General features: G+C 55.1%; 23 protein-coding genes and 1 tRNA gene. 14 read left to right on the top strand and 10 right to left on the bottom strand.

All coding sequences use genetic code 11. The features are described from left to right. Positions 1 to 149 precede the first annotated feature (149 nt). From purL to purC, 4 genes are read right to left on the bottom strand one after another with little or no spacing between them, the layout of a single operon-like run. The gene (purL, locus tag ACN0YD_RS08855; protein WP_417318933.1) at positions 150 to 2,357 is read right to left on the bottom strand and encodes a phosphoribosylformylglycinamidine synthase subunit PurL; all 2,208 of its coding nucleotides are present in this window, start codon (positions 2,355 to 2,357) and stop codon (positions 150 to 152) included. 22 nt (positions 2,358 to 2,379) lie between these two features. Next, positions 2,380 to 3,042 carry a phosphoribosylformylglycinamidine synthase subunit PurQ gene (gene purQ, locus ACN0YD_RS08850; RefSeq protein ID WP_417318931.1) on the bottom strand — a complete coding sequence of 221 codons (663 nt, stop codon included), beginning with the start codon at positions 3,040 to 3,042 and terminating at the stop codon, positions 2,380 to 2,382. Positions 3,043 to 3,084: 42 nt separating this feature from the next. Further along, positions 3,085 to 3,324, bottom strand: coding sequence for a phosphoribosylformylglycinamidine synthase subunit PurS (gene purS / locus ACN0YD_RS08845; RefSeq protein WP_417318929.1), 240 nt, complete (start codon positions 3,322 to 3,324; stop codon positions 3,085 to 3,087). 28 nt (positions 3,325 to 3,352) lie between these two features. Beyond that, positions 3,353 to 4,087 carry a phosphoribosylaminoimidazolesuccinocarboxamide synthase gene (purC, locus tag ACN0YD_RS08840; RefSeq protein ID WP_417318927.1) on the bottom strand — a complete coding sequence of 245 codons (735 nt, stop codon included), beginning with the start codon at positions 4,085 to 4,087 and terminating at the stop codon, positions 3,353 to 3,355. A 213-nt stretch (positions 4,088 to 4,300) separates the two neighbouring features. Here purC and ACN0YD_RS08835 point away from each other — a divergent pair, with 213 nt between their 5' ends. Both ACN0YD_RS08835 and ACN0YD_RS08830 read left to right on the top strand, forming a co-directional pair. Next, the gene (locus ACN0YD_RS08835; RefSeq protein WP_417318925.1) at positions 4,301 to 4,618 is read left to right on the top strand and encodes a DUF1476 domain-containing protein; all 318 of its coding nucleotides are present in this window, start codon (positions 4,301 to 4,303) and stop codon (positions 4,616 to 4,618) included. A 108-nt stretch (positions 4,619 to 4,726) separates the two neighbouring features. Beyond that, entirely contained in the window at positions 4,727 to 6,118 is a 1,392-nt protein-coding gene (locus tag ACN0YD_RS08830; protein WP_417318923.1) for a cryptochrome/photolyase family protein, read from the top strand. A gap of 2 nt (positions 6,119 to 6,120) precedes the next feature. Here ACN0YD_RS08830 and purB read toward each other — a convergent pair whose 3' ends face one another. The 5 genes from purB to sfsA form a co-directional block, all read right to left on the bottom strand. Further along, on the bottom strand, positions 6,121 to 7,416 hold the full coding sequence (purB, locus tag ACN0YD_RS08825) for an adenylosuccinate lyase (RefSeq protein WP_417318921.1): 1,296 nt from the start codon (positions 7,414 to 7,416) through the stop codon (positions 6,121 to 6,123). Between the two features lie 86 nt (positions 7,417 to 7,502). Next, a complete protein-coding gene (locus ACN0YD_RS08820) occupies positions 7,503 to 9,152 on the bottom strand; it encodes an acyl-CoA dehydrogenase family protein (protein WP_417318919.1) in 1,650 nt (549 codons plus the stop codon). 71 nt (positions 9,153 to 9,223) lie between these two features. Further along, complete coding sequence (gene radC / locus ACN0YD_RS08815) at positions 9,224 to 9,910, bottom strand: RadC family protein (protein WP_417318917.1); 687 nt, start codon at positions 9,908 to 9,910, stop codon at positions 9,224 to 9,226. A 19-nt stretch (positions 9,911 to 9,929) separates the two neighbouring features. Further along, positions 9,930 to 10,751: a type I methionyl aminopeptidase gene (gene map / locus ACN0YD_RS08810; protein ID WP_417318915.1), complete on the bottom strand. Its 822-nt coding sequence runs from the start codon at positions 10,749 to 10,751 to the stop codon at positions 9,930 to 9,932. A gap of 1 nt (position 10,752) precedes the next feature. Next, positions 10,753 to 11,469, bottom strand: coding sequence for a DNA/RNA nuclease SfsA (gene sfsA / locus ACN0YD_RS08805; protein WP_417318913.1), 717 nt, complete (start codon positions 11,467 to 11,469; stop codon positions 10,753 to 10,755). 58 nt (positions 11,470 to 11,527) lie between these two features. Here sfsA and ACN0YD_RS08800 point away from each other — a divergent pair, with 58 nt between their 5' ends. Further along, positions 11,528 to 12,307 (top strand): competence/damage-inducible protein A, encoded by a 780-nt coding sequence (locus tag ACN0YD_RS08800; protein ID WP_417318911.1) that lies wholly within the window; start codon positions 11,528 to 11,530, stop codon positions 12,305 to 12,307. Between the two features lie 123 nt (positions 12,308 to 12,430). Continuing rightward, positions 12,431 to 12,517: transfer RNA gene (locus ACN0YD_RS08795), tRNA-Leu, on the top strand. 301 nt (positions 12,518 to 12,818) lie between these two features. Here the strand turns inward: ACN0YD_RS08795 and ACN0YD_RS08790 are convergent. Next, positions 12,819 to 13,802 (bottom strand): helix-turn-helix domain-containing protein, encoded by a 984-nt coding sequence (locus tag ACN0YD_RS08790; protein ID WP_417318909.1) that lies wholly within the window; start codon positions 13,800 to 13,802, stop codon positions 12,819 to 12,821. 273 nt (positions 13,803 to 14,075) lie between these two features. Between ACN0YD_RS08790 and ACN0YD_RS08785 the strand changes: the two genes are divergently transcribed. From ACN0YD_RS08785 to ACN0YD_RS08740, 10 genes are all read left to right on the top strand, one after another. Beyond that, on the top strand, positions 14,076 to 16,337 hold the full coding sequence (locus ACN0YD_RS08785; protein ID WP_417318907.1) for a TonB-dependent receptor: 2,262 nt from the start codon (positions 14,076 to 14,078) through the stop codon (positions 16,335 to 16,337). Between the two features lie 68 nt (positions 16,338 to 16,405). Further along, positions 16,406 to 17,992 carry an AMP-binding protein gene (locus tag ACN0YD_RS08780; protein ID WP_417318906.1) on the top strand — a complete coding sequence of 529 codons (1,587 nt, stop codon included), beginning with the start codon at positions 16,406 to 16,408 and terminating at the stop codon, positions 17,990 to 17,992. 102 nt (positions 17,993 to 18,094) lie between these two features. Continuing rightward, entirely contained in the window at positions 18,095 to 19,456 is a 1,362-nt protein-coding gene (locus ACN0YD_RS08775) for an aromatic ring-hydroxylating oxygenase subunit alpha (protein ID WP_417318904.1), read from the top strand. A gap of 1 nt (position 19,457) precedes the next feature. Continuing rightward, entirely contained in the window at positions 19,458 to 20,456 is a 999-nt protein-coding gene (locus ACN0YD_RS08770) for a thiamine pyrophosphate-dependent dehydrogenase E1 component subunit alpha (protein ID WP_417318902.1), read from the top strand. 16 nt (positions 20,457 to 20,472) lie between these two features. Continuing rightward, positions 20,473 to 21,492, top strand: coding sequence for an alpha-ketoacid dehydrogenase subunit beta (locus ACN0YD_RS08765; RefSeq protein ID WP_417318900.1), 1,020 nt, complete (start codon positions 20,473 to 20,475; stop codon positions 21,490 to 21,492). A gap of 17 nt (positions 21,493 to 21,509) precedes the next feature. Then, entirely contained in the window at positions 21,510 to 21,740 is a 231-nt protein-coding gene (locus ACN0YD_RS08760; protein ID WP_417318898.1) for a lipoyl domain-containing protein, read from the top strand. Position 21,741: 1 nt separating this feature from the next. After that, the gene (locus tag ACN0YD_RS08755; RefSeq protein WP_417318896.1) at positions 21,742 to 22,425 is read left to right on the top strand and encodes a 2-oxo acid dehydrogenase subunit E2; all 684 of its coding nucleotides are present in this window, start codon (positions 21,742 to 21,744) and stop codon (positions 22,423 to 22,425) included. Continuing rightward, complete coding sequence (locus tag ACN0YD_RS08750) at positions 22,425 to 23,555, top strand: CaiB/BaiF CoA transferase family protein (protein WP_417318894.1); 1,131 nt, start codon at positions 22,425 to 22,427, stop codon at positions 23,553 to 23,555. The genes ACN0YD_RS08755 and ACN0YD_RS08750 overlap by 1 nt, the downstream gene beginning before the upstream one ends. A gap of 160 nt (positions 23,556 to 23,715) precedes the next feature. Next, positions 23,716 to 24,789 carry a phospholipase D-like domain-containing protein gene (locus ACN0YD_RS08745; protein ID WP_417318892.1) on the top strand — a complete coding sequence of 358 codons (1,074 nt, stop codon included), beginning with the start codon at positions 23,716 to 23,718 and terminating at the stop codon, positions 24,787 to 24,789. A gap of 155 nt (positions 24,790 to 24,944) precedes the next feature. Then, on the top strand, positions 24,945 to 25,165 hold a 221-nt coding region (locus ACN0YD_RS08740), incomplete at its 3' end, for an acetyl-coenzyme A synthetase N-terminal domain-containing protein (RefSeq protein WP_417318890.1).

The raw sequence follows: 25,165 nt of genomic DNA, 5'->3' as shown, positions 1-25,165 counted from the left end.
CATCCCCTGCTTCTTCCTGTCGCAGTTTTTCCTTTTACATATTTAACAAGGATTTAGCACAGAATACCAACCAATTTGTTAACATGCCCCAAAAAGAAAGGCAGCAGAATTCTTATCCTGCTGCCCTGATTTTCATTCCGTGAGCCGTATCAACTGGCCATATAGCCCGGCATCCATTCCGTGTGATTACTTTTCAGGTCAGCGACAGCAACGACAAGCGCCTCTTCAATGGTGAGAGTTTCGCCGCCCACAGTGCCCAGACGGCAGGCGGATACCTCTGCACTACGGGCACTGGCCAGTATGGCATCAGCCTTTTCGGGGGCGACCGACAGGATATAGCGGGCCTGGTCTTCGCCGAAACCAAAGGCATGGAGCGGAATATCGCCGTTCTCCAGATGCACTTTCATGCCAAGTCCGGAAGCAATCACCATTTCGGCGAGGCCAACAAACAGGCCGCCGTCGGAAAGGTCATGGCAGGTTTTTACCGTTCCGGTTTCGATCAGGCCGCGGACAAAGTCGCCGTTTTTCTTCTCAAGCGCCAGATCCACTTTCGGCGGGGCGCCTTCTTCAAGGCCTTCCATCACATCCAGATAAAGGGATGAGCCCAGATGACCGGTGGTCTCGCCCACCAGGATCAGCACTTCACCTTCTGCTTTGGGAGCGATGGTGGCCATTTTCGTGCTGTCTTTCAGCAGGCCAACGCCGCCAATAGCCGGAGTCGGATGAATGCCGGTACCGTTGGTTTCGTTATAGAGGGACACGTTACCGGAGACGACCGGGTAATCCAGCGCATTACAGGCATCTTTCAGGCCCTCGATGCAGCCGACAAACTGGCCCATGATATCCGGGCGTTCCGGATTGCCGAAGTTGAGGCAGTTGGTGATGGCCAGCGGTGTGCCGCCAACGGCGGTGATGTTGCGCCAGGTTTCAACCACGGCCTGTTTGCCGCCTTCGTAAGGGTCGGCAAAGCAATAGCGCGGGGTACAGTCGGTGGAAATGGCCAGAGCCTTGTCCGTGTTATGGATGCGCACCACTGCGGAATCGCCGCCCGGTTTCTGGATGGTGTCGGCCATGACCTGATGGTCATATTGTTCCCAGATCCAGCTGCGGCTGCAGAGATTGGGGGAGCTGACCATTTTCAGAAGCGTTGCACCAAGGTCATTGGGGGCTGCAACGTCATTGGCGGACAGCACCTTTGCCGGATCCTTTTTTACCCACGGACGGTCATATTCCGGGCTGTTATCAGCCAGCGGCCCGGCAGGAATGTCAGCCACGGTCTCGCCCTTGAAGGTGAGGGTCAGGTTACCCGTGTCGGTGATTTTTCCGATCACGGCGAAATCCAGGTCCCACTTGCGGAAGATTTTTTCAGCTTCGCCTTCGCGGCCCGGTTTCAGGACCATCAGCATGCGTTCCTGGCTTTCGGACAGCATCATTTCGTAAGGAGTCATATGCTCTTCACGCTGAGGCACATTGTCCAGGTTAAGCTCGAAACCAACCCCGCCGCCGGAAGCCATCTCCACGGAGGAAGAGGTGAGGCCGGCTGCACCCATGTCCTGAATGGCGACGATGGCGTCTGTGGCCATCAGCTCGAGGCAGGCTTCGATCAGGAGTTTTTCGGTGAAGGGGTCGCCCACCTGCACGGTCGGGCGTTTTTCCTCGCTGTCCTCGGTAAACTCTGCAGAGGCCATGGTGGCGCCATGAATACCGTCACGTCCGGTCTTGGAGCCTACATAAACCACGGGATTGCCGACACCGGCGGCAGCGGACAGGAAAATCTTGTTCGTATTGGCAAGGCCCACGGTCATGGCATTGACCAGGATGTTGCCGTCATAGGACGGATGGAAATTGGTCTCGCCACCTACAGTGGGGACACCCACGCAGTTACCGTAACCGCCGATACCTTCGATCACACCGCTCAGCAAATGGCGGGTTTTCGGATGGTCGGGAGACCCGAAACGAAGCGCATTCATATTGGCGATGGGGCGCGCGCCCATGGTGAAGACGTCGCGCAGGATACCACCGACACCGGTGGCTGCACCCTGATAGGGCTCGATATAGGACGGATGGTTATGGCTTTCCATTTTGAAGATAGCAGCCTGGCCGTCGCCAATATCGATTACACCGGCGTTTTCGCCCGGTCCCTGGATCACCCAGGGCGCCTTTGTCGGCAGTGTTTTCAGATGCAGCTTGGATGATTTATAGGAGCAGTGCTCACTCCACATTACAGAAAAAATACCGAGCTCGGTCAGGGTCGGGGTCCGGCCGAGAATTTTCAGGGCAAGCTGGTACTCTTCGGCGCTGAGGCCATGTTCCTTGATCAGCTCTTCGGTAATTTCTACGTTATTGTTCCACGTCATGTGCCAATTCCTAACACTGGTCCTAATTCAGGCTGTTCAGCATGCTTTCAAAAAATCCGCGTCCGTCGGTGCCGCCCTGGGCATCTTCGATCAGTCGTTCCGGATGGGGCATCATGCCGAGAATATTCTTGCGCTTGTTGATAATGCCCGCAATGTCATTGCGGGAGCCGTTGGGATTGTCCACATAACGGAACACAACCCGGCCTTCGTCCTCAAGCTGTTTAAGGGTCTCGTCGTCGGCGAAATAGTTGCCGTCGTGATGAGCTACCGGAATGCTGATGACCTGGCCCTTTTTATAGGCGTTGGTGTAGGGGGTGTCATTATTTTCCACTTTCAGATCAACATGTTTGCAGACAAACTTGAGGCTCTGATTGCGCATCAGGGCACCGGGCAGGAGACCGGTTTCGGTCAGAACCTGAAAGCCGTTGCAGACCCCGAAAATATTGACCCCTTTGTCGGCCCGGGCAATCACTTCTTTCATGGCCGGAGAGCGGGCCGCCATGGCGCCGCAGCGCAGATAATCCCCGAAGGAAAAACCGCCGGGCAGGGCGATCAGGTCAACATCGGGAATTTCACTCTCCTGATGCCAGACGATATGTGGTTTTTGTCCCGTGATCTTTTCCAGGGCCACGATCATGTCCCGATCGCAGTTGGAAGCCGGAAAAACAACTACAGCGCTTTTCATAGACGCAAATCCCAAATAAGTTAAAGCCCTCGGGCGAGGGCGTCAGTCAATTTCAATGGCGTAATTTTCAATCACCGTGTTGGACAGCAGTTTCCTGCACATCTCGTCCACAGCCGCTTCCGCCTTGGCTTTGTCGGTCTCGGCGAGATCCAGTTCGATGTATTTGCCCTGGCGCACATCATCCACACCGTCAAAGCCAAGCGCGGCGAGAGCGTGCTGGATGGCCTTGCCCTGGGGGTCAAGAACGCCGTTTTTCAAGGTGACATGTACACGTGCTTTCACGGTGTATCCCTTTCTGAATGTCTTGTTGTTACTCTGCTGCCTCCAGGGAGATACCCAGCCGGCGGGCCACTTCCTGATAGGCTTCCACTTCACCGCCCATATCCCGGCGGAAACGATCCTTGTCCAGCTTTTCGCCGGTTTCAAAATCCCACAGACGGCAGTTGTCGGGGCTGAATTCATCGGCCAGCACCAGCTGTACCGTATCTTCTTCCGCAAGGCGGCCGTATTCCAGCTTGAAATCCACAAGCTCGATGCCGATGGCGGCAAACATGCCCCTGAGGAAATCATTGATCTGCAGGGTCATGCTGAAAATTTCGTCAAGTTCCTCTTCGCTGGCAAGTCCGAGAACAAGGATGTGCTCTTCTGCCATCAGGGGATCACCCAGGTCGTCATTCTTAAGCGAGAATTCGACGATCGGCCGGGCCAGGCGTGTGCCTTCCTCGACACCGAATTTCTTACTCATGGAACCGGCGGCAATATTGCGGACAATGACCTCTAGCGGGACGATTTCCACTTTCTTGACCAGTTGTTCCCGATCCGACAAACGCTTGATATAATGGGTCGGAATGCCGATGCCTGCAAGACGGGTCATGACCAGGTCGGTAATCCTGTTGTTTATGATTCCCTTGCCTGCAATCGTACCTTTTTTGACGTTATTGAAGGCGGTGGCGTCATCTTTGAAATATTGAATAATAGTGCCGGGTTCAGGCCCCTCGTAAAGAGTTTTGGCCTTGCCCTCATAAAGTTTCACGCCCTTTGTCATGTGGGGAACCTTAAAAGTTATAAAGATTAAGAATCAAGCGAGGCGAACATATATCATAAAATTGTCAAATTCAATGAGCCAAAGCGATAAAAAGGCCTTAAAAACCTGCAACAAAATTCCTATATAAAAAATATGGAAACCTTTGTCTGAATGGCGTACATATGACCACAAAGATTACTGTCACGAACGTGACGCAACATGGAGTTTAGAAAAATGACCCAGTTTGAAGACCGGGAACAGACATTCGAAAAGAAATATGCCAAGGATGAAGAGAACGAATTCAAGATCGTTGCGCGGCGCAACAAGCTTCTCGGACTTTGGGCCGCTGGACTGATGGGCCTTGATGGTGATGCCGCCAGTGCTTACGCAAAGGAAGTGGTGGAAGCAGATTTTGAAGAAGCAGGCCACGAGGATGTTTACCGCAAGGTCAAGGGCGACCTGGATGCAAAAGGCGTCGAGGTTTCCGAGCACCAGCTGCGTCGCGAAATGGAAGACAAGCTGGCCGAAGCCCGCGAGCAGCTTAAAAACTGATCTTGCCATTGATGCAGATAGTAAGTTGAGGACCACCCTTCTGTCGGAAGGGTGGTTTTTTCATTTTTATCCCGGGGATTTGTCGTAAGATGTGTCGGGAACAGTAATATGACAACACTTGTATGGCTTCGCCGGGATCTCCGGCTTCTTGACAATCCGGCCCTTTATCATGCGGCCCGGCGCGGTCCGGTTTTGGTCACCTATCTTCTGGATGAAAAGGAACATTCACCGATGGGCGGGGCAAGCCGCTGGTGGCTGCATCATAGCCTGTGCGCCCTGCAGGATGAACTGGAAAAGCGTGGCTGTCGCCTGGTCCTTCGCCGTGGCGACCCGTTGCAGATTCTGGAAGGGCTGGTAGAGGATGCGGGTGTTACGACGATCCATTGGAACCGGCTCTATGAACCCTGGGCCATAGCGCGTGATGCCAGGATCAAAGAACATTTCCAGGACATGGGGCTGGAGGTCAGGACATATAATGCCAGCTTGCTCAATGAACCCTGGGAGGTGAAGACCGGGCAAGGTAACCCCTACAGAGTATTTACCCCTTACTGGCGTCAGGCACGCAGTCAGATTGCCGGTGAGGGGGTGTTGTCTGTTCCTCCTCTGAAGGGAGCAGGGCAGACCACTGCGTCAGAGGATATGAAGAACTGGGGGCTTTTGCCCACCGGGCCGGACTGGTCCGGCGGACTGGCCTGGTGCTGGACACCGGGGGAGAAAGGGGCGCTGGACAGATTCGATCGCTTTCTTGAGGAAAAACTGCAGGACTATGCCGGAAAAAGAGACTTTCCGGCGGCAGACGCAATTTCCCGGCTTTCCCCCCATCTCCATTTCGGGGAAATCAGTGTTCGCGATATCTGGAACAGGCTGCAGCCGTTCGAGGAGCTTAAAAGCGCGGGTGAGTCTGTGACAAAGTTTCGCAGCGAACTGGGGTGGCGGGAGTTCAGCACCCACTTACTATACCATTTTCCGCATATCGCGGAAAAGCCCTTCCGGCCGGAATTTGAAGCTTTCCCCTGGCAGGAGGATGAGGAACTCCTCCAAGGCTGGCAGCAGGGCAGGACCGGTTATCCGCTGGTGGATGCGGGCATGCGGGAACTGTGGCAGACCGGTTTCATGCACAACCGGGTGCGCATGATTGTGGCCTCATTCCTCACCAAGAACCTGCTGATCCCCTGGCAGGCGGGGGCGGACTGGTTTCGGGACACACTGGTTGACGCGGACCTCGCCAATAACAGTGCTGGCTGGCAGTGGGTGGCGGGTTCGGGCGCTGATGCCGCGCCCTATTTTCGCATTTTCAATCCTGTTACACAGGGACAGAAGTTCGATCCTCAGGGGAAATATATTCGCAAATGGGTGCCGGAGCTTGCCGATCTGGACGGGGATGAAATCCACAAGCCCTGGAAAGTAGAAAAAGAAAGAACCGGGGGCTACCCCGATCCTGTCGTTGATCTTGCCATGAGCCGCGAACGGGCGCTCGCGGCCTATAAAAGTATCAGATAGACTTATTCGCCGAAGACCCGCTTGAAGATCGTGTCCACATGTTTGGTGTGGTAGCTTTCGTCAAACTTGTCGTCAATTTCCTGATCGGACAGTTTGGCGGATACTTCCGGGTCGTTTTTCAGCTCGGTAGCGAAGTCGGCACCCTGTTCCCAGACCTTCATGGCGTTGCGTTGTACCAGACGGTAGGAGTCCTCACGGCTGATCCCAGCCTGGGTGAGCGCCAGCAGCACGCGCTGTGAATTATGCAGACCACCCAGTTTATCCATGTTTTTCTTCATATTTTCCGGATAGACCACCAGCTTGTCCATAACCATGGTCAGACGGGCCAGGGCAAAGTCGAGAGTGACTGTGGCATCCGGGCCGATCATGCGCTCGACGGAGGAGTGGGAGATATCCCGTTCATGCCAGAGCGCCACATTTTCCATGGCCGGAATGCTGTAGCCGCGCACCAGGCGGGCAAGGCCGGTCAGGTTTTCGGTCAGGATCGGGTTGCGTTTATGCGGCATGGCGGAAGAACCCTTCTGGCCCTTGGAGAAAAATTCCTCGGCTTCCAGTACTTCGGTGCGCTGCAGGTGACGGATTTCCGTAGCCAGACGCTCGACGGAGCTGGCGACCACGCCAAGTGTGGCGAAGAACATGGCATGACGGTCGCGCGGGATCACCTGGGTGGAGACGGGCTCCGGCTCCAGGCCCATGGCCTTGGCCACATGTTCCTCGACCCGGGGATCGATATTGGCGAAGGTGCCGACGGCGCCGGAGATGGCGCAGGTGGCGATTTCCTTGCGGGCATTGACCAGGCGTTCCCGGTTGCGATCGAATTCGGCATAGGCCTGGGCCATTTTCAGACCGAAAGTGACGGGTTCCGCATGAATGCCGTGGCTGCGGCCAATGCAGACATCCATTTTATGCTCGTAAGCCCGGCGTTTGAGCACTTCGAGAAGCTTGTCCATGTCATCCAGCAGGATGTCAGCAGCCTTGACCAGCTGTACATTCAGGCAGGTATCCAGAACATCGGAAGAGGTCATGCCCTGGTGCACGAAGCGGGCTTCGGGACCCACATATTCTGCAAGGGAGGTCAGGAAGGCGATCACGTCGTGCTTCACTTCCCGCTCGATCTCATCGATCCGGTCGATATCGAAATTGCCTTTTTCCCAGATGGTCTTTGCGGCTTCCTTGGGGATTACGCCAAGCTCGGCCAGGGCGTCACAGGCGTGGGCTTCGATTTCGAACCAGATCCGGAAGCGGCTCTCAGGCTCCCAGATAGAGGTCATAACTTCTCGGGAATAACGAGGGATCATGTCTTTTCCTGTCTGCTGATGTCTGGATTGCTAAAGGGCAGGCTGTAGCAGAGAATGGAGCCGGGCTCAAGAATATTTGCGGAATTTCACTTTTCCGGAAAAATCCGCTCCAGTATGCTTTCAGCATTTGCAATCTGTGCTGCACCGTAAACAAAGTTGCGTCCATCGCCGAGCCTCGTTTCGCAGAATTGCGTGCCGATGTCGGCCGGGGCATATTGCAGCATCAGAGACGCCTGCAGTGAGAGCGCCATTTTTTCCACGATGATGCGGGCGTTGGCCTGCAGGGAGGCAGTATTGCCAAGCATGTCGCGGAGGTCAGACAGGCAATTATCCAGATTACTATTCTGTCCAAGGACGGGTGCAATCTGGTGAAAGAAAAGGTCAATGGCTTCCGGTTCCTTGGCGAAGGTGCGCAGGATATCCAGGCAAATCACATTGCCTGACCCTTCCCAGATGCTGTTGAGTGGGGCTTCGCGGTACAGGCGCGGCATGATGCCTTCCTCCACATAACCGGCGCCGCCAAGTGCCTCCATACATTCGTAGACAAAATTGGGACAGCGTTTGTTGTGCCAGAATTTGGCGACGGCGACAGCAAGGCGGGCATAGGCGCGGGCGTCATCATTTTCTGCCGCCACGTCAAATTTATGCGCCAGGTGCAGGAATGTCAGGACGCCGGCTTCCAGATCAAGGGCCAGGTCCGCCAGAACCGACTGCATCAGCGGCTGGTCAATAAGCTTTTTCTGGAAGGCGCTGCGGTGGCGGGCGTGATGGATGGCCTGGACCAGAGCCTGCCGCATCAGGGATACAGGTGCAATCGCCGTATCCAGCCGTGTGTGATGCACCATATCCATTATGGTGGCGACACCCCGGCCTTCTTCCCCGACGAGGACTGCCCAGGTGTTCCGGTATTCAATCTCGCTTGAGGCATTCGCGTGATTACCCAGCTTTTGCTTCAGGCGCTGGACGAAGAAACTGTTGCGGCTGTCGTCTGGCCGGAATCGGGGCACGAAAAAGCAACTCAGGCCCGCGTCCGTATAGGCAAGGGTCAGGAAGGCGTCGCTCATGGGGGCTGAACAGAACCATTTATGGCCGGTCAGCAGATAGCCGTCGTCGCATTTGACTGCTTTCGTGCTGTTGGCGCGCACATCTGACCCGCCCTGTTTTTCGGTCATGGCCATACCCATGGTACAGCCGTCCTTGAGGTGGGCCGGGATCATGCGGCCGTCATAGCTGCGGGAGAGCAGTTTCGGCAGCCATTCGTCACGCAGTTCAGGGGAGCGATTAATCACCGGGATGCCGGCATAGGTCATGGTCAGTGGACAGCAGACGCCGGCTTCCACCTGATGCAGCATATATTCGAGTGCAGCATGATGCAGGTGCCCGTCCTGGGCATCCTCTTCCCAGGCAATGGAAGACAGGCCCGACCCTTTGCCCTGGGACATCATTTCGTGATAGGCGGGATGAAATTCCACCTCGTCGATACGATGACCGAAACGGTCGAACAGCTTCAGCTTCGGCGGGTTTTCATTGGCCAGGCGGCCATTCTCGAGACAGGTTTCATGGCCGAGCTGGGCGCCGGTATAGACAAGGTTCTCAAATGTGCTGCCGGTGCTTTCCCTTTTAACCGTTTCCTGAAGGAGCGGATCAGAGGTATAGAGATTGTAGTTTTCCAGGGCAGGAGGCTGGTTCGTGACCTCATGGGTGTCAAGTTCGCTGTGGGGGTTGTAAAACGACATGGCTCGGCCTCCTGTTTTCTCCCCATTCTAGCAGGGGTAAACGGAAAGACCAAACAATGAAAACGATCGTTTTATAATAGGCCGAGAGCCCTGAAACTCTGGTGTCCGGTTTTTGAAATAATCAGGTGGTCGTGCAGCCTGATGCCGAGCTGATTGCCTATTTCCTCGATCTTGCGGGTCATGTCGATATCGTCCCGGCTCGGCGTGGGATCGCCGCTCGGGTGATTATGGACGATGATCAGGGCCGTGCTGTTGAGCTCCAGCGCCCGCTTGACAATCTCCCGGGGATAGACGGGGGTGTGATCAACGGTGCCTTTCTGCTGGATTTCATCCTTGATGAGGCGGTTTTTCTTGTCCAGAAACAGGATGCGGAACTGTTCATGGCTTTCGTGAGCCATGGCCGCCTGACAATAGTCGAGAAGCGCCTGCCAGTTGGATAAGACCGGCTGTTCCAGCACCTTCGTCTGGGCGAGGCGGATTGCGCTGGCTTCGGCGAGCCGGATGGCGGAGATCACCGTATTGCCAACACCGTTAATTTCCAACAGCCGTTTTTCAGGTGCGGACAGGACGCCCGCATAATCGCCAAAGGTGGAGATCAGTTGTTTGGCCAGCGGTTTCATATCCCGACGGGGAACGGCGAGGCAGAGCAGAAGTTCAAGAAGTTCATAGTCGGCCAGGGCACCGGGACCGGATTTTCTGAGCTTGTCTTTCAGGCGCTGGCGGTGACCGGCGTAGTGGGCCTTTTCCTGATCAGACATCTCTCCCCCGTGTGTTAGGTCAGTCGTATGGCGGTTTGGTCCATCCCTTTGGCGACTTTGTGAAAATCTCTACCCCGTCTGCCGTTACACCCATACTGTGCTCGAACTGGGCGGACAGGGACTTATCCCGTGTGACCGCCGTCCATCCATCACTCAACACCTTTACTTCCGATGTCCCCAGGTTGATCATGGGTTCAATGGTGAAAAACATGCCTTCCTTGAGTTCAGGTCCCTGGCCTGGCCGGCCGTAATGCAGAATGTTGGGGGCATCATGGAAAATTCGTCCCAGGCCGTGACCGCAGAACACCTCCACCACGCCGCAGCGTTCGCTTTCGGCATATTCCTGTATAGCATGGCCGATATCGCCCAGCGTGGCGCCCGGCTTGACCTGGGCAATACCGCGCATCAGGCATTCATAGGTGATGTCCACCAGCCGTTTGGCCTTGATAGAAGGCGGGCCGGCAAAGAACATGCGGCTTGTATCGCCGTACCAGCCGTCGACAATCGTGGTGATGTCGATATTGATGATGTCACCCTTTTTCAGCTTCTTTGGCCCCGGAATACCGTGGCAAACCACATGATTGACCGAAGTGCAGATGGATTTCGGAAATCCACGATAGTTCAGCGGCGCCGGGACATGGCCATGATCCACGATAAACTCATGACAGATCCGGTCCAGTTCCTCGGTGGAAACACCGGGCTGTACATGGGGTGTGATCATATCCAGGACAGAGGCGGCAAACTGCCCGGCCTTGCGCATGCCTTTAAAATCCGCGGCATCGTGGATCTTGATGGCGTTTGTGGCTTCCAACGGGGCCTCTGAAGCTTTTACGTATTTCATTTTATACCTGTTTCATTCCGGCGATTTCCACGGGCCGGTCTATGCGGATTTCATCCTGATTAAGGGCGCAGCTGTAACAGACAGCCTCAACCCCGCTGTTCAAGGCCGTATTTAACGCGTCTGCATAGGCCGGGTCAATATCTTCAGCAACTTTGAATATATTACAATCTTCCCGCTGTACAAGATAGACCATCATGGACCGATAGCCTTCTTTTACCATATCGACCAGTTCATTCAGGTGTTTTGTGCCCCGGGCGGTGACCGCATCAGGAAATTCGGCGACGTCCTGTCCCCGTTTCAGGGTCACGTTTTTGACCTCCACATAGCAGTCCGGAAGGCTTGCGTGGCCGGACAGGAAAATGTCGATGCGGCTGTTCTGGCCGTATTTTATCTCCCGGCGAAGATTGTCATATCCCTGAAGTTCGGTGATGGAGCCGCCAAGGATGGCTTCCTCTACAATTTTGTTGGGGTGGGATGTGTTGATCCCCACAAGGGCATCTTCGACCCGGACCAGCTCCCATTTCCAGGAAAGCTTTGCCTTGGGATTGGTGGCCGGGGACAACCAGACCTCATTGCCGGGATCCTTCAGGCCCATCATGGAGCCGGAATTGGCGCAGTGGGCGGTAATGATTTCACCGTTTTCCAGCTCCACATCGGCCAGAAAACGCTTGTATCTTTTGATCAGGGTTCCGCGTGTAAGTTTTTCTGTAAATTTCATACGCAAGGGTATAGTCTGAAAAACAAATAATGGCAATCTGACATATGGTTTACCGGGAATGATGAAAAGCAAAACAGTAACCGCCGCCATGATTATTATTGGTGACGAGATATTGTCCGGACGGACCAAAGACGCCAATCTCAACCATCTGGCCGCCTGGCTCGGGGATCACGGCATTCAGCTTCGCGAGGTGAGGGTGATTCCGGATGACGGAGATATCATTGTCCGCACCGTCAACGAATTGCGCACCAGCCATGACTATCTTTTCACCACCGGCGGGATCGGCCCGACCCATGACGACATAACGGCGGAAAATATCGCCCGGGCCTTGGGGCGGCCCTTTGTCCAGCATCCAGAAGCTTATGCAGTCCTGAAGCAGCATTATGGCCCGGAAGGACTGACCGAGGCGCGTCTCAGGATGGCCATGATGCCCGAAGGGGCGGAACTGATCGACAACCCGGTCAGCCGGGCGCCCGGCATTCATGTGGAGAATATTTTTGTTCTGGCTGGCATTCCGGTGGTTATGCAGGCCATGCTCAAGGATGTGGCAAAGCGGATCAGCGGCGGTGATAAGACGCTCAGCAAAACCATCCATGTTTTCCACGGGGAAAGCTTCTTCGCCGACATCCTGGGTGAGGTCAATGAGGCCTTTGATGAAGTGTCCATCGGCAGCTATCCCTTCTATCACGACCGGGCCTACGGGGCCACATTTGTGTTGCGTTCCACAAACGATGGCGCGCTGGAGGCGGCGGTGAAACTGCTGAAAGAGAAAATAACCGGCGGTGGACATGACTGTTTTGACGGGGAACCTTCCTTCCGGTCCGACCCCAAAGAGTAGGGTCAGGGAATAGGAAAAGGGAACAGGAAAAGGGCCGGCCGGTCACCCTGAAAATTTCAAAAGCCTGTTTATTTCCCCGGCAGAATATGTCATATCCGGTTTTGTCTACTTTCAGCCGGGGATGCGCCTGTGGTGAAATTGGTAAACACAACAGACTTAAAATCTGTCGACCGCAAGGTCTTGCCGGTTCAAGTCCGGCCAGGCGCACCAACTGCTTCTTCCAGAGTTTCCGTTACTTGACCCCCCGATCATTTACCCTTGGCGATCATATCAAGTAAAAGTCACATATCCGGGTTATCGAAGGCAAAATCGAGGCTCTGCACCGCCCGTATGGTGAAAGGCATTACTGCATTCAGCTATTTAAATTTTGACGCAGTGGTCGGCATCATCGGATTTTTGCTTCAGGGGGCCTTCAGCTTTGTTTGCCCTGCCTCTAGTCATTGCGGCGAGAATGGTTGCCAGTTTCAAGGTGTGACGGGGTCACTGTGGAGTATGAATTGGGACTTACGGTTTATGACCGGCAGCGGTCAGCACTCGGGGGGCTATCGAATCTCGCCTTGTAAGCCCTGCTGAAATGGGAGGCGTCGTTAAATCCCCAGCGAAAGGCAATTTCCGTCACCGATAGCCGTGCCTGTGAGGGATCCTTAAGGGCCTGGCGGCATTTCAGAAGTCTCTGTTCCTTGACCCATGCGGCGGCTGTCCAGCCGGTTTCCTCGAAAACCGCGTGCAGATAGCGCATGGAGATATGGCATTTTTCGGCAATCAGTCCCGTGGTCAGGGACGGGTTGGACAGGTTTGCTTGAATGAAATCCTGAACTTTCTCCAGTGTCATGGCGCGCATGGATTTTGGTCCGGGCAGGCCGTTCTCAAGGCCGTGTACCGCTTCCTCTGCGGCGGCCCGAATGGTTTCAAGCAGGATGTGCCGGGTATAATGCTTCTGGACATCCGTCAGCAGATGGCTGCTCTTGAGGATATCTTTCAGGGTGCTGGCCATGATCTGGCTGGCACCGGGGGCAAAGGTGAATAATCTGTTGCAATATTGGTCGAAAAAAGGGAGGCGTTCGCGCAGAAAAGGCGCGGGAACCCTGGCGTGCAGGGAAACATAGGCGGTGTCTTCCGACCCGTCACATGATGTGACGCTTCCCATAAAAGGTTTTCCGGTATGGACAAAGGCAAAACTGCCGGGGGTCATACGGGTAAGCTGGCCGTTTTGTTCGATGGTGATTTGTGCGTTGACGGGCATGTACAGGATATAATGGTCATCCTGGTCCCGGCGGATGTGATTCAGGGTGCGTTTGGCGGTCTGCTGTCCTGACGAAATATATTTCAGGACATTAATGTTTCCCATCTGAACGTTGAAAATATCCGAATTGCAGGATTGACGTTTGTTGGCCATGCCGACTTCCGTGGTGCAGAAGGTGCGGTCCAGAAGGCTTTTGAGAACGCCTACTTTCTGAACATGATCAACAGTTTTTGTTGTCATATTTTCAATCATACTGTGACTCCCTGACAGAACGCCCCAACTTGTTTTTTTCCGAGCTTCTCACGACTCCTCTTATAGAATACGGTACTATCGCCGGGACTGCAAAATAAACAAGAATCTGCACCCAGTGCATAACCAGTCCAGATCACATGCACATCTGAACATGCGGACAGCCAGTGATGATGACAGACTTCACCGCCGCGGGAGAAGGATCCGGCCATGCCAAATTTAGGCCGCTGGAGACGTCTTTCCCCAAAAATATAAGATCAATAGGGAGTAGTCTGAATGACAATGAAAGTAAATCCGGGGTCCGCCCGAGGCGGAAAGACCCTGAAAACCGGTGTATGCCTTTCTGCACTGGCCCTGACAATGTCCTGGCAGCCGGTTCACGCCGCTGACGACGACGGCATTGTCGTTCTTGAGGAAATTACGGTTACAGCCCGAAAAAGAAGCGAGAATCTGCAGTCTGTGCCGGTCTCCGTGTCGGCGATGACGGCTGATGCCATTGACCGCAGTATGGCGGATAACCTTCAGCATCTGGAAGGCATGGCGCCCAATGTTGTCATTGATTCCTATAATGCTTTCCCCAATGCCGTGTCCATTTCCATCCGGGGAATCAGTCATACAGAGATCGAAAAATCATTTGACCCGGCCATCGGCGTGGTGGTCGATGGAGTGTTTATGGGCACCAACGCCCAGGCCATGGTCGACAATTTCGACCTGGAGCGGGTGGAAATCCTGAGGGGGCCCCAGGGCACCCTGTTCGGCAAAAATACCATCGGCGGCACCATCAATGTGGTGCGCAAGAAACCCGAATATGAGCTGTCCGGCAAGGCGAGCTACGGCTATTCCAGTTTTGACCGGCATGACCTCAAGGCCGCAGTTAACCTTCCTGTTGCTGACGACAAGCTGGCCCTCCGGCTTGCCGGTTCCTATTCCAAGTCCGATGGCCATTTGACCAATACGGCGACCGGTGAAAAACTGAGTGGCGTCGATACGCTTTCTGTGCGTGCGGCAGCCCTTTACAATGTCAGCGACGAGGTGGAGGTCTATCTCAATCTTGATCATACCCGCGATCGCAGCGATCTGGCCGGTCTTCGCAATGCGACCCAGCCGACCCAGCTTGTGTCAGTGCCGGGTCTTCTCGGCCTGTCGCCGGCCTATCCCGGTTATCCGGCAGATACCGGTCCGCTTTATGAAGTGCGGTCAGACCTGCCTGAAGACGGCACCAGCTATGACACCACCTCGGCGTCACTGGAAGTCAACGTCGACAAGGGTGACTATATTATCACCTCCATTTCCGCCTATCGCTGGGTGGACGAGGATGTCTATAACGATTTCGACGCTGAAGACAGCGCTATTTTCAACAGCCGGCGCCAGCAGGAACATGACCAGTTTACCCAGGAGGTTCGCCTGACCTCCAACTGGTCCGACACATATGAGTTTGTCGCCGGGCTCTATTATTTCTGGTCCGATTATTCCCTGCATCAGGAAATTGACCTGTTTACCGACTGGATCACCTGCGGCTCCCTACCGGGCGCGTACGCCGCCTTCGGCTGTCGACAGTCCGGCGATGCGGGACAGACCACAAATAGTGTTGCCGGGTTCTTCCAGGGCAACGCCAACCTGACCGACAAATTGCGGGTGACCGTCGGGGGACGCTATACCTATGAGAAAAAAGAATTTGAATCAACGCCAATCGTTTATCCCTATGGCGCCCTGGGCTCCGCCTCGGACGATGAAAGCTGGTCAAAGTTTACACCAAGGATCGGTCTCGACTATCGGGTCAATGATGAGTTTTTCCTCTATGGCAGTTTCTCCCGTGGTTTCAAAAGCGGCGGCTATAATGGTCGCGCCGGCACGGTCACGTCCCTCGGGCCCTATGATCCCGAGCAGGTGGATTCTTACGAAGTCGGTGTCAAAAGCACGCTCCTTGACAGAAGCCTGCGTCTGAACATTGCCGCTTTCTATAATGATTATAAAAACATGCAGGTCGAGTTGTTGCGCACCATCAGCGGCGGCACCGGACAGGAAACCATCGTGGCCAACGCCGCGGCCGCGGAAACCTACGGCGTTGAGGCGGAATTTACCTATCGTCCGATCGCAAGCCTGACTTTCAGCGGCAACATCGGCATCCTGGAGGCAAGTTATAAGAATTTTGTTGCCGATATCGGTCTTGGCGGGGTGATGGACAACAGTGACCTGTTGCTGCGCAAGGCGCCGTCGCTGCAGTACAGCCTGGCGGCAAGCTATGAGCATACGTTCGGCGATTTTGCCACTGGACTGTTCGATATCCGCTATCGCTGGGCGGATCAACTTGAAACAACCACCCAGAATTATGAATTCGGACATCGCCGAAGTGTGGGAACACTGGATGCCTCCATTGCTCTTGAGGATCAGAATGGTGTCTGGACTGTCTCCCTGTTCGGCCGAAACCTGACCAATGAGGAATATATCCAGGACGGGCTGGCTGCCGGAGCATTGTTGAGTATCACTTCGGTCAGTATTCCCCGGACCTGGGGTGCCCAGCTTGAGTTGAGCTTCTAGAAGCGTAGCAGGGGATGGCAAAGTTCCGCCATCCCCGTTTCTGCCAAGTTTTCCGAGAGATTTGACTTATGCTTACAGAACAGGTGCCATTGCCATCTCTTTTACTGGACCGCGTCCGTCGGGACGGGGACAAGGTTTTTCTTCAGGATGCGGACGGGGTCAGCGAGACTTTCAGTGAATATCTCACAAGCCTGGGCTGGTGGGTTTCCTTGTTGCAGGACCTTGATATCAAGCCCGGTGAGTCCGTCGGTGTCATGCAGCCTGTGGGGATGACGGCGCATCATCTCTGGGGCGCCTGCGCCTGGACCAGGGCATGGGAAGTGCCCGTGAATACGGCGTTCAAGGGCGCCATGCTGAAACATATTCTCGAAGATGCAGATGTCAGCCGCCTTGTGATCCATCATGACTTTCTGGATCAGTTCCGTCCGGTTGCCGGGGAGCTGAAGGGGCTGCATACGGTTATTGTGACCGGATGTGCCGATGTGGACCGCATTGAGCTGCCCCAGCAGCGGGTTATCGCCGCAGAAAATTACAGGCCGGAAACGGTATTTAATCCCGAGGATCTGCCGGAAATTGATCCCGGTGATGTTGCAACAATTCTTTATACCTCCGGCACCACCGGACCGTCCAAGGGATGCCTGGTGCCCTGGGGGGAATTTTACTGGGGACTCGATCTTTTCCATCCCCGCAAGGATGGCAGGGATTGCCATTATTGCCCGTTTCCCACCAACCACATGTCCGGCAAGGTGCCGGTCTATAACATGATCGCCTTTGGTGGACGAGTTGTTCTGAGGTCACGTTTCAGTGTCAGTCACTTCTGGCCGGACATAAAACGATTTGGATGCACAACGACACTCCTGCTTGGGGGGACGGCTACTTTTATCCATAAGCAGCCGGAAACTGCGGGAGATGTCGACAACCCGCTGGAGACGGCCTTCATGGGGCCGGTAATCCCTGAATTCCGGGAATTCGAGAAGAGATTTGGCCTGCGCGTGGTGGCCAGCTACGGCATGACCGAAATCGGCTGGCCGTTCATGTCGGATGACCAGCCTTTGCCGAATTCGGAAACCTGCGGCAAGCTGCGGGACGAATGGCAGGTCCGGATTGTCGATCAGGACGGCAAGGATACCGGGCCCGGTGTGGTGGGTGAAATCCTGGTCCGCTGCGAACGTCCCAATTCCATGATGAAGGAATATCTCGGCCGGCCCGAGGCGACAGCCGAAGCCTGGAAAGGCGGCTGGTTTCATACGGGTGATGCCGGCCGGTATGACGAGGACGGCAACTATTATTTTGTTGACCGGATCAAGGATGCGATCCGGCGCCGGGGCGAAAACATCTCATCTTACGAGGTGGAGAATTACATCCGGGAGCATGACGACGTCATGGACTGTGCTGCCATTGCGGTGCCTTCGGAAACCGGTGAGGACGAGGTCAAGGTGGTGGTGATCCTCAAGGAGGGCCGCGCGCTTTTGCCCGAGGAACTTATTCTGTACCTGATCCCACGCATGCCGGATTTCATGATCCCCCGTTATCTGGAATTTTGCGACAGTCTTCCCCTCACCGCGACCAACAAGGTCAGAAAGGTTGATCTGAGAAAGGAAGGGGTGAACGAGAAGACCTGGGATCGGGTGGCGGCCGGAATTTCCGTGAAATGAGCCCTGCACAGATGAACAAACGATCGAGCAGCAGGAAGCAAGACGCAAGACTAACAGCTGGATAACCTTGGCGAACAAACTGAAAATATTAGGATGAGTGTAATGAAATCCAGATATGGCATCGACCCGAGAGTTGACCCTGAAGCCGGACCGGATTCACCGGACAGGAAGTTCCCCGACATTGAATATGAAACCCGTATTCATGACGATCACGAGAAATATTTTTCCGATGAATGTCGCCGTCTCGAATGGGATCGCCTGTGGACGAAAATCTGGCATATTGCCGGTCGGACAAGCGACCTTCAAAAGCCCGGCGACTATTTCACCTACGAACTGGGGCCGGAAAGTTTCATAGTGGTCAAAACCGGCGACGGGGAGATCAAGGCTTACTACAATGTCTGCCATCACCGGGGAAACCGCTTGGCGATGGACAATTATGGTAATGTGAAGGCCTTCGTCTGCGCCTTTCATTCCTGGAGCTGGAATCTGGATGGTTCCCTTCGGCGGATTACCGACCGGGAAACCTTTGATGAAAAACTGGTTTGCGATAATCCGGGCCTGACCGAGGTGAAATGCGGTGTCTGGGGCGGTTTCGTGTTTATTTCCATGAATGACGATGTTGAGCCGCTTATGGACTTCCTCGGTGAGCTGCCGGAAGTTCTCGATGCTTATGATATGGACAATATGATCCTGGCGGCGGATCTGGAAACCGACTGGCCGGTGAACTGGAAGACGGTGCTGGATGCTTTCATGGAAGGCTATCATGCTCACATCCGGCATCCGGAACTTCTGAACATGATTGATGATTTCCATTTTCAGCATGATTTGTTCAAGAACGGTCACAGCCGGATGATCATTCCCATGGGGCTGGTCAGTCCCCGTTATCCCAATCGTGACAAGCTCGGCGAGGAAATGCGTGACCTGGTGCGTTCATTTGGGATGGATGAAAAGAAATATGAAAACAATGCGTCCAGCGTTCGTGCCGATACTCCGGCATGGAAAAGGGAGTGGGCCCAAAAAAACGGCATGGACTATTCACGCTTTACCGACAGCCAGCTGGCCGATGACTGGAATATGCATATTTTTCCGAACATTACCCTGAATGCCCATCCGGAAGGGGTTCTGGTCATGAGGTTCCGTCCCCATGCCAGCGATCCCGAACGCTGTCTGTATGACTTCTGGGTGCTGGCCCGGAAAGTCTCGGACCCCGACTATTATCTGCCGACCTATATGGGTGTTCCCAAAGGGGCGGACCTGACCGGCAATGCGCCGCGCCCTGAACGGGCCTATGGCAAGTGGGGCGAAATCACATTCGGGCCGGTGGTGGACCAGGATGCGGAAACCGTGCCCTTTGTCCAGAAAGGCCTGCATTCCCGGGCTTTCAAGGGCGTTCGTTTCAGCGAACAGGAAATACGGCTTGTTCACATGTATGCCGAATATGACCGCTATATGAAGGAGAAATAGAATGTCTCTGCCCAATGAAATCCAGCCGACGGAAGAGGAACTTCTGTGGATGTACGAACATATGGTGCTGAGCCGGAAATATGAAGAGCGGATCGGCAAGGCCTATCTTGAGGGCAAGGTTCCGGTTTTCAATATGACCAAAGGGCCGATCCCGGGCGAGATGCATCTTTCCAACGGCCAGGAACCGGTGGCTGTCGGCGTCTGTGCCCATCTCACCGACAAGGACTGTATTGTTGGCTCGCACCGCCCGCATCATATCGCCATCGCCAAGGGCGTGGATCTCGATAAAATGACCGCTGAAATATACGGTCGCGAGGCGGGCCTGAGCCGTGGCAAGGGTGGTCACATGCACCTGTTTGATCCGGAAAAATCCTTTTCCTGCTCCGGTATTGTGGGGCAGGGCATTGGTCTTGCCGTCGGACAGGCGCTTGCGGCCAAATTGCAGGGCACGGGCGCCGTGGCAGTGGCTGTGACCGGGGAAGGGGCGGCAAACCAGGGGCTGTTCCATGAATCCATGAATCTGGCGGCGCTGTGGAAATTGCCGTTCATCTGCATCATTGAGGATAACAAATGGGGCGTTTCTGTTTCCAAGGCCACCTCCACGTCCATCGCCCGGAATTCCGACCGGGCCGCAGCCTACGGGATACCGGGTGAATATGTGGAGGACAATGACGTCTGGGGCGTCTATAGCGCCGCCAAACGGGCGGTGGAGCGGGCCCGAAACGGCGAAGGGCCGACCATCATCGAGGTAGAGACCATCAGGATGGCCGGGCATTTTGTCGGCGATCCCGAAACCTATGTCCCAAAGGATGAGCTGGCCGCAAGGCGCGACCCCATCGACGTTATGGGTGAACGCCTGGAGAAAGAAGGTGTCCTGAAACCCAAAGAACGGGCCGCTATCGCCGAGAAGGCGGAACAGCGGGTGGAGCAGGCTGTGGAATTCGCCTGCGACAGCCCCTATCCGGACGGCGATGAAGCCATGCAGAATATTTTCGCGTGAGAGAGGTCAGGAAATCATGACTGAAGTTAAGGAACAGATCAGAAAAATCCCGGTGAACAGGGCAATCCGCGAGGCACTGGAGCATGAACTCACGCACGATGAGAGTACATTTCTCATGGGTGAGGATCTGGCGCTTTTTGGCGGCGTCTACCAGACTGCAACGGGTTTTCTGGAAAAATTCGGACCCAACCGGATTATGGACACCCCCATCTCCGAGGCGGGCTTTATGGCCGCGGCAACCGGCGCCGCCATGAGCGGCATGAAGCCGATTGTCGAACTGATGTTTGTGGATTTTGTGGGGGTTTGTCTCGACCCCATCTACAATGCGGCGGCCAAGGGCGCCTATCACAGCGACGGCCGGCAGCCGGTTCCCATGACCATTATGACCGGGATTGGCGGCGGCTATAGCGACGCCAGCCAGCACTCCCAGACACTCTATGCCACCTTTGCCCATTTGCCCGGGATCAAGGTGGTGGTGCCCAGTAATGCCTATGATGCCAAGGGGCTGCTGACGGCGGCGATCCGCGATCCCAATCCGGTGGTTTATATGCTTCACAAGCGTCTGACCGGCATGGGATGGTTCGAGCCCGTCAAGGAGGCCGCCGTTCATGTACCCAAGAATGATTTCGAAGTGCCGATCGGCAAGGCCAAAGTGGTCAGGGAAGGCACCGACATCACCCTGGTCGGCTGGGGCGAGACCCTGTGGATGGCGCTGTTTGCCGCCCGTGAACTGGAAAAGGAAGGCTGTTCCGCCGAGGTGATCGACCTCAGGACCATCGTGCCGCTGGACCGGGAAACGATCCTTGAGTCCGTCAAAAAGACCGGTCGCCTTGTGGCTGTGGACGAGGATTATCGCATGTGCGGCCTGGCCGGGGAAGTGATTGCTTCTGTGGTCGAGGAAGACGCCTCTGTTCTCAAAGCTTCGCCCAAGCGGGTGACTTTCCCGGATATTCCCATTCCCTTTTCCCGGAGCCTGGAGGCGCATGTCCGCCCCTCGACGGAAAAGGTTGTGGACGTTGTTAAATCTATCTTGTGAGTAATAAAGGACTGGAAATGGATATTATCATCCCCGAGGACCTCTGGGAGGAGGATGTTGAGGGCACTTTGCTGGCGTGGCTCTATGATGAGGGCGCCTCAGTTGCGGAAGGCGAAGCCATCGTCGAGATCATGACCGAAAAGGTGCAGCATGAAATCTGTGCTCCGGCTGCCGGCAAGCTTGTCCGGAAGGTGGAGGAAGAGACGTTGGTGAACAAGGGGGATGTCATCGGAAGGATTGAAGGCTGACATGGCAACAGCCCGGAAACTGACAGGCGTGCGGGCGTTTCTGGCGCGGAAAATGCGCCAGAGCCTGCAGCAGACCGCCCAGCTGACCTTTATGGGCGAGTTTGACGCCACGGCCGTCCTGGCGGCAAGGGCCAGCTTCAAGAAGCAGGGGCTGCCCGCTTCCGTGGAGGATATGATCATCCGGGAACTGGCACAGACCGTGCGCGAGTTTCCCTTGTTCAACAGCTGCTGGGACGGGGAGGGATTGAAGGAAGAAGATACCATCAATGTCTCAATCGCCATTGATACCGATAACGGCCTGATGGCGCCGGCGCTGTTCGATGTTGAAGTCATGGATCTTCAGGACATGGCGGAGAAGCGCCGCGAGCTTGTGGACCGGGCCCGGAAGAACCAGCTCAGCGTCACGGAGCAGACCGGCGGCACCATTACGGTGTCCAACCTGGGCATGACCCGGGTCCGCTTTTTTACGCCGATCCTCAATTTTCCCCAGGTGGCCTTGCTGGGGATCGGTATGGTGGACAGAAGGGCTGTGTTCAGTTCAAACGGCGAACTGATAGAAAAACCTTTTATCGGCCTGTCCCTGACGGTTGATCATGCCGTGATCGACGGGGCGCCGGCAGGCCGGTTCCTCACCCGGTTGTGTGAAAGGCTTGAGCATATGGACCTCTCGGACGGAAAAGAGTGATGGTGCTTGGCGATCTGAAAGTGGTGGATTTTTCCTGGTCTGTGCCCGGACCCTTGTGCAGCCTGTATCTTGCAGATATGGGCGCGCAGGTGGTGCGGATTGAATCCTCGGTGCAGCCGGAAGCTTTCCGTTCCTTCGCGCCGCTTGACGGGGATAGCTCTTATAGTCACCGCTATCTCAATCGCAACAAGGACTGTATCGCTGTCGACCTGAAGTCTCCGGAAGATGCGGCACTGGTTCGCAAACTGGTGGATGAGGCCGACATTCTGATCGAGCAGTTCCGGCCCGGAACCATGGACCGGCTCGGTTTTGGCTACGACCAGGTGAGGAAAAGCAACCCGGGACTGATCTATTGCTCGATCTCAGGGTACGGCCAGACCGGAGAATACAGCCGCCGCGCGGGCCATGACATCAACTATTTTTCCCTGGCGGGGGCGGCTGAGGGACAGGCTGCTTCCGGCCAAGCGCCCGCGCCACTGTCTTTTGCGGTGGCGGATGTCGCCGGCGGGCTGCACGGTGTGATCGGCATACTGATGGCTTTGCGTCATCGGGACCAGACCGGGAAGGGCCAGCATGTGGATGTGGGCATGACAGATGCCATATGGGCCATGAATGCGGTTTCCGGTCCCGCCGGCCTCAACGGCAATTGCGAAAAAAATGAAGCGGTCTCGCTGCTCAACGGCTCGTCATTTTACAATTATTACCGGACGTCTGACGACAGGTATCTTGCTGTCGGCAGTCTGGAGGAAAAGTTCCGCCGGGGGTTGTGCGAAGCGCTCGGGCGGGAGGATCTTCTGCCGCTGGCCCTGGAGCAGACAGACCTTTTTCATCAGGAGCTTGTCGGAATATTCAGGGAAAAACCGCTCGAATCCTGGATGAAGCTTTTTGCTGACCGTGATGTGTGTGTCGATCCGGTTCTGTCCATTGCCGAAGCGGGCACCCATCCTCATTTTGTGACGCGGAAGTCCGTCGTAAATGTGCCTCATACTGACGGAGATCAAAGACAGTTCGCCCATCCCGTCCGATATTCTGCACTTGCTCCCCGCTACAGGTTTGCGGGCAAGGATGCCGGGGAAGATACGGAAGAATACCGGAAGCGATATAATAGAAAGTCTTCTACCACCTCTTAGGTTTTGTGAGTACACTGGGATTTATCTGCAGAAGGGCCAGGATATGGCGGGTAATCTACAACTGAACTCAGGGTGGCGAGCGGTGCCGGAAGAGTTCTGGCAATCTGCGGTGGACATACTGTATCGAAATAAGCAGCCTGTACTCCAGAGAGGCACCGAGATGAATTCGCAGGTTACAGACTATTACACGACGACCCCGTCCGCATGGGAAGCGATGCTTGCAGAGTGCCGCGATGCCGAGAAATCCATCCGGATGGAGGAGTATATTTTTCATCCTGATTCCATCGGGAACCGTTTCATTGATCTGTTTATCGCCAAAGCCCGGGAGGGTGTGGATGTCAGGCTGTTACTGGATTGGTATGGCTGTCTGGAACTGATCGGGTCTTCCCGGTTGAAAGAACTGGAGAATGCGGGTGTCCGGGTTTGTTTTTTTAACAAGCCGCGGCTCGCCTGGTTGAAACGATTTAATTTTTTCCCCCGGGATCACCGGAAAATACTGATGATTGACGAACGGAGCGCCTATATCGGCGGTGTCTGTATCTATGACACCATTCATGACTGGCGGGATAGCATGTTGAGGCTGGAGGGGAAAGTGATCCAGCAGCTGCGATATATTTTTGAGCAAAGCTGGGCCAAATCGCAGGCATCGGATGACGAGGAGATTGACGCCCATCCGGATTTTGAAACCGACGGGGATATTTCCATCCAGGCCAATGCGCCTGAATCCGGCGAACATTATTTTATCGACAGCCTGCTTGAACAGATCGATGCTGCGGAAAAATCTGTGAAACTGGCCACACCCTATTTCACGCCGGATCAAAGGTTATCCAAAGCGCTGGTCCGGGCCGTTCAGCGGGGTGTGGATGTGCAAATCCTGCTTTCGGACTACTCCGGATATGCGCCTTATGTGGTTGGAAAACATTGTTGTGGTGGCCTTTTGGCCGCTGGCATCCGGATAAATTATTATGAGCCCTCCATGCTGCATCTGAAGATGATGATCGTTGACGGCAACTGGGCCGCCATAGGGAGCTGCAACCTGGATGGTTTGAGCCTGCACCAGAATCATGAAGCCATGCTGGTCAGCAACAGGAAGGAAATTGTCGAGACGCTTGGGGATCACTTCTCCCGCGATCTGGCACAAAGCCCGTCTTACGAAATGCCGGACTGGCGTGGCCGTCCCCTGAAAGAGAAACTCGCAGGATATCTGTTCTATCCGTTTCGACGCTATCTTTAGTCTAATTGGCAATTCTTTTGGCCGAATATAACTTTAGACTGATGGAGGCCGGAAAGCACGGGGAACCGGTTGTAAGCAAAATCCGAGTGAATGTGCTCGATGATATTGTCAATCTTTTGGAACTGCCGGCGGGAAGTCGGCAGGGGAGATGAAAAATGACCACCTATGAAGAGCTCCTGTCCGGATGGAAAAATGATCCACAAGACTATTGGGCGTCTGCCGCTGCTTCCCTGGACTGGGAGAGTTTTCCCAAACAGATCCTGCATCGTGAGGGTGACAGCTACCGCTGGTTTGCGGACGGACGCCTGAGCGCCTGTCATAACCTGATCGACCGCCATGTGGCAGAGGGCCGGGGCGGGCAGGCCGCGCTGATTTA

Source organism: Emcibacter sp., from assembly GCF_048269205.1.
In the GTDB taxonomy this organism is placed as follows: Bacteria; Pseudomonadota; Alphaproteobacteria; order Sphingomonadales; family Emcibacteraceae; genus Emcibacter.
The sequence above is the reverse complement of the archived record's forward strand: the minus strand, read 5'-3'. Positions and strand labels throughout refer to the sequence as shown.

Bases quoted from the DNA above. Each gene is read 5' to 3' on its own strand.
- purB (WP_417318921.1), bottom strand. From the start codon at position 7,416: ATGATCCCTCGTTATTCCCGAGAAGTTATGACCTCTATCTGGGAGCCT.
- ACN0YD_RS08750 (WP_417318894.1), top strand. From the start codon at position 22,425: ATGGTGCTTGGCGATCTGAAAGTGGTGGATTTTTCCTGGTCTGTGCCC.
- ACN0YD_RS08800 (WP_417318911.1), top strand. From the start codon at position 11,528: ATGATGAAAAGCAAAACAGTAACCGCCGCCATGATTATTATTGGTGAC.
- ACN0YD_RS08775 (WP_417318904.1), top strand. From the start codon at position 18,095: ATGAAATCCAGATATGGCATCGACCCGAGAGTTGACCCTGAAGCCGGA.
- radC (WP_417318917.1), bottom strand. From the start codon at position 9,910: ATGTCTGATCAGGAAAAGGCCCACTACGCCGGTCACCGCCAGCGCCTG.
- ACN0YD_RS08835 (WP_417318925.1), top strand. From the start codon at position 4,301: ATGACCCAGTTTGAAGACCGGGAACAGACATTCGAAAAGAAATATGCC.
- sfsA (WP_417318913.1), bottom strand. From the start codon at position 11,469: ATGAAATTTACAGAAAAACTTACACGCGGAACCCTGATCAAAAGATAC.
- purL (WP_417318933.1), bottom strand. From the start codon at position 2,357: ATGACGTGGAACAATAACGTAGAAATTACCGAAGAGCTGATCAAGGAA.
- ACN0YD_RS08770 (WP_417318902.1), top strand. From the start codon at position 19,458: ATGTCTCTGCCCAATGAAATCCAGCCGACGGAAGAGGAACTTCTGTGG.
- ACN0YD_RS08780 (WP_417318906.1), top strand. From the start codon at position 16,406: ATGCTTACAGAACAGGTGCCATTGCCATCTCTTTTACTGGACCGCGTC.
- ACN0YD_RS08790 (WP_417318909.1), bottom strand. From the start codon at position 13,802: ATGATTGAAAATATGACAACAAAAACTGTTGATCATGTTCAGAAAGTA.
- ACN0YD_RS08785 (WP_417318907.1), top strand. From the start codon at position 14,076: ATGACAATGAAAGTAAATCCGGGGTCCGCCCGAGGCGGAAAGACCCTG.
- ACN0YD_RS08755 (WP_417318896.1), top strand. From the start codon at position 21,742: ATGGCAACAGCCCGGAAACTGACAGGCGTGCGGGCGTTTCTGGCGCGG.
- ACN0YD_RS08745 (WP_417318892.1), top strand. From the start codon at position 23,716: ATGAATTCGCAGGTTACAGACTATTACACGACGACCCCGTCCGCATGG.
- map (WP_417318915.1), bottom strand. From the start codon at position 10,751: ATGAAATACGTAAAAGCTTCAGAGGCCCCGTTGGAAGCCACAAACGCC.
- ACN0YD_RS08820 (WP_417318919.1), bottom strand. From the start codon at position 9,152: ATGTCGTTTTACAACCCCCACAGCGAACTTGACACCCATGAGGTCACG.
- ACN0YD_RS08830 (WP_417318923.1), top strand. From the start codon at position 4,727: ATGACAACACTTGTATGGCTTCGCCGGGATCTCCGGCTTCTTGACAAT.
- purC (WP_417318927.1), bottom strand. From the start codon at position 4,087: ATGACAAAGGGCGTGAAACTTTATGAGGGCAAGGCCAAAACTCTTTAC.
- ACN0YD_RS08765 (WP_417318900.1), top strand. From the start codon at position 20,473: ATGACTGAAGTTAAGGAACAGATCAGAAAAATCCCGGTGAACAGGGCA.
- purQ (WP_417318931.1), bottom strand. From the start codon at position 3,042: ATGAAAAGCGCTGTAGTTGTTTTTCCGGCTTCCAACTGCGATCGGGAC.
- ACN0YD_RS08760 (WP_417318898.1), top strand. From the start codon at position 21,510: ATGGATATTATCATCCCCGAGGACCTCTGGGAGGAGGATGTTGAGGGC.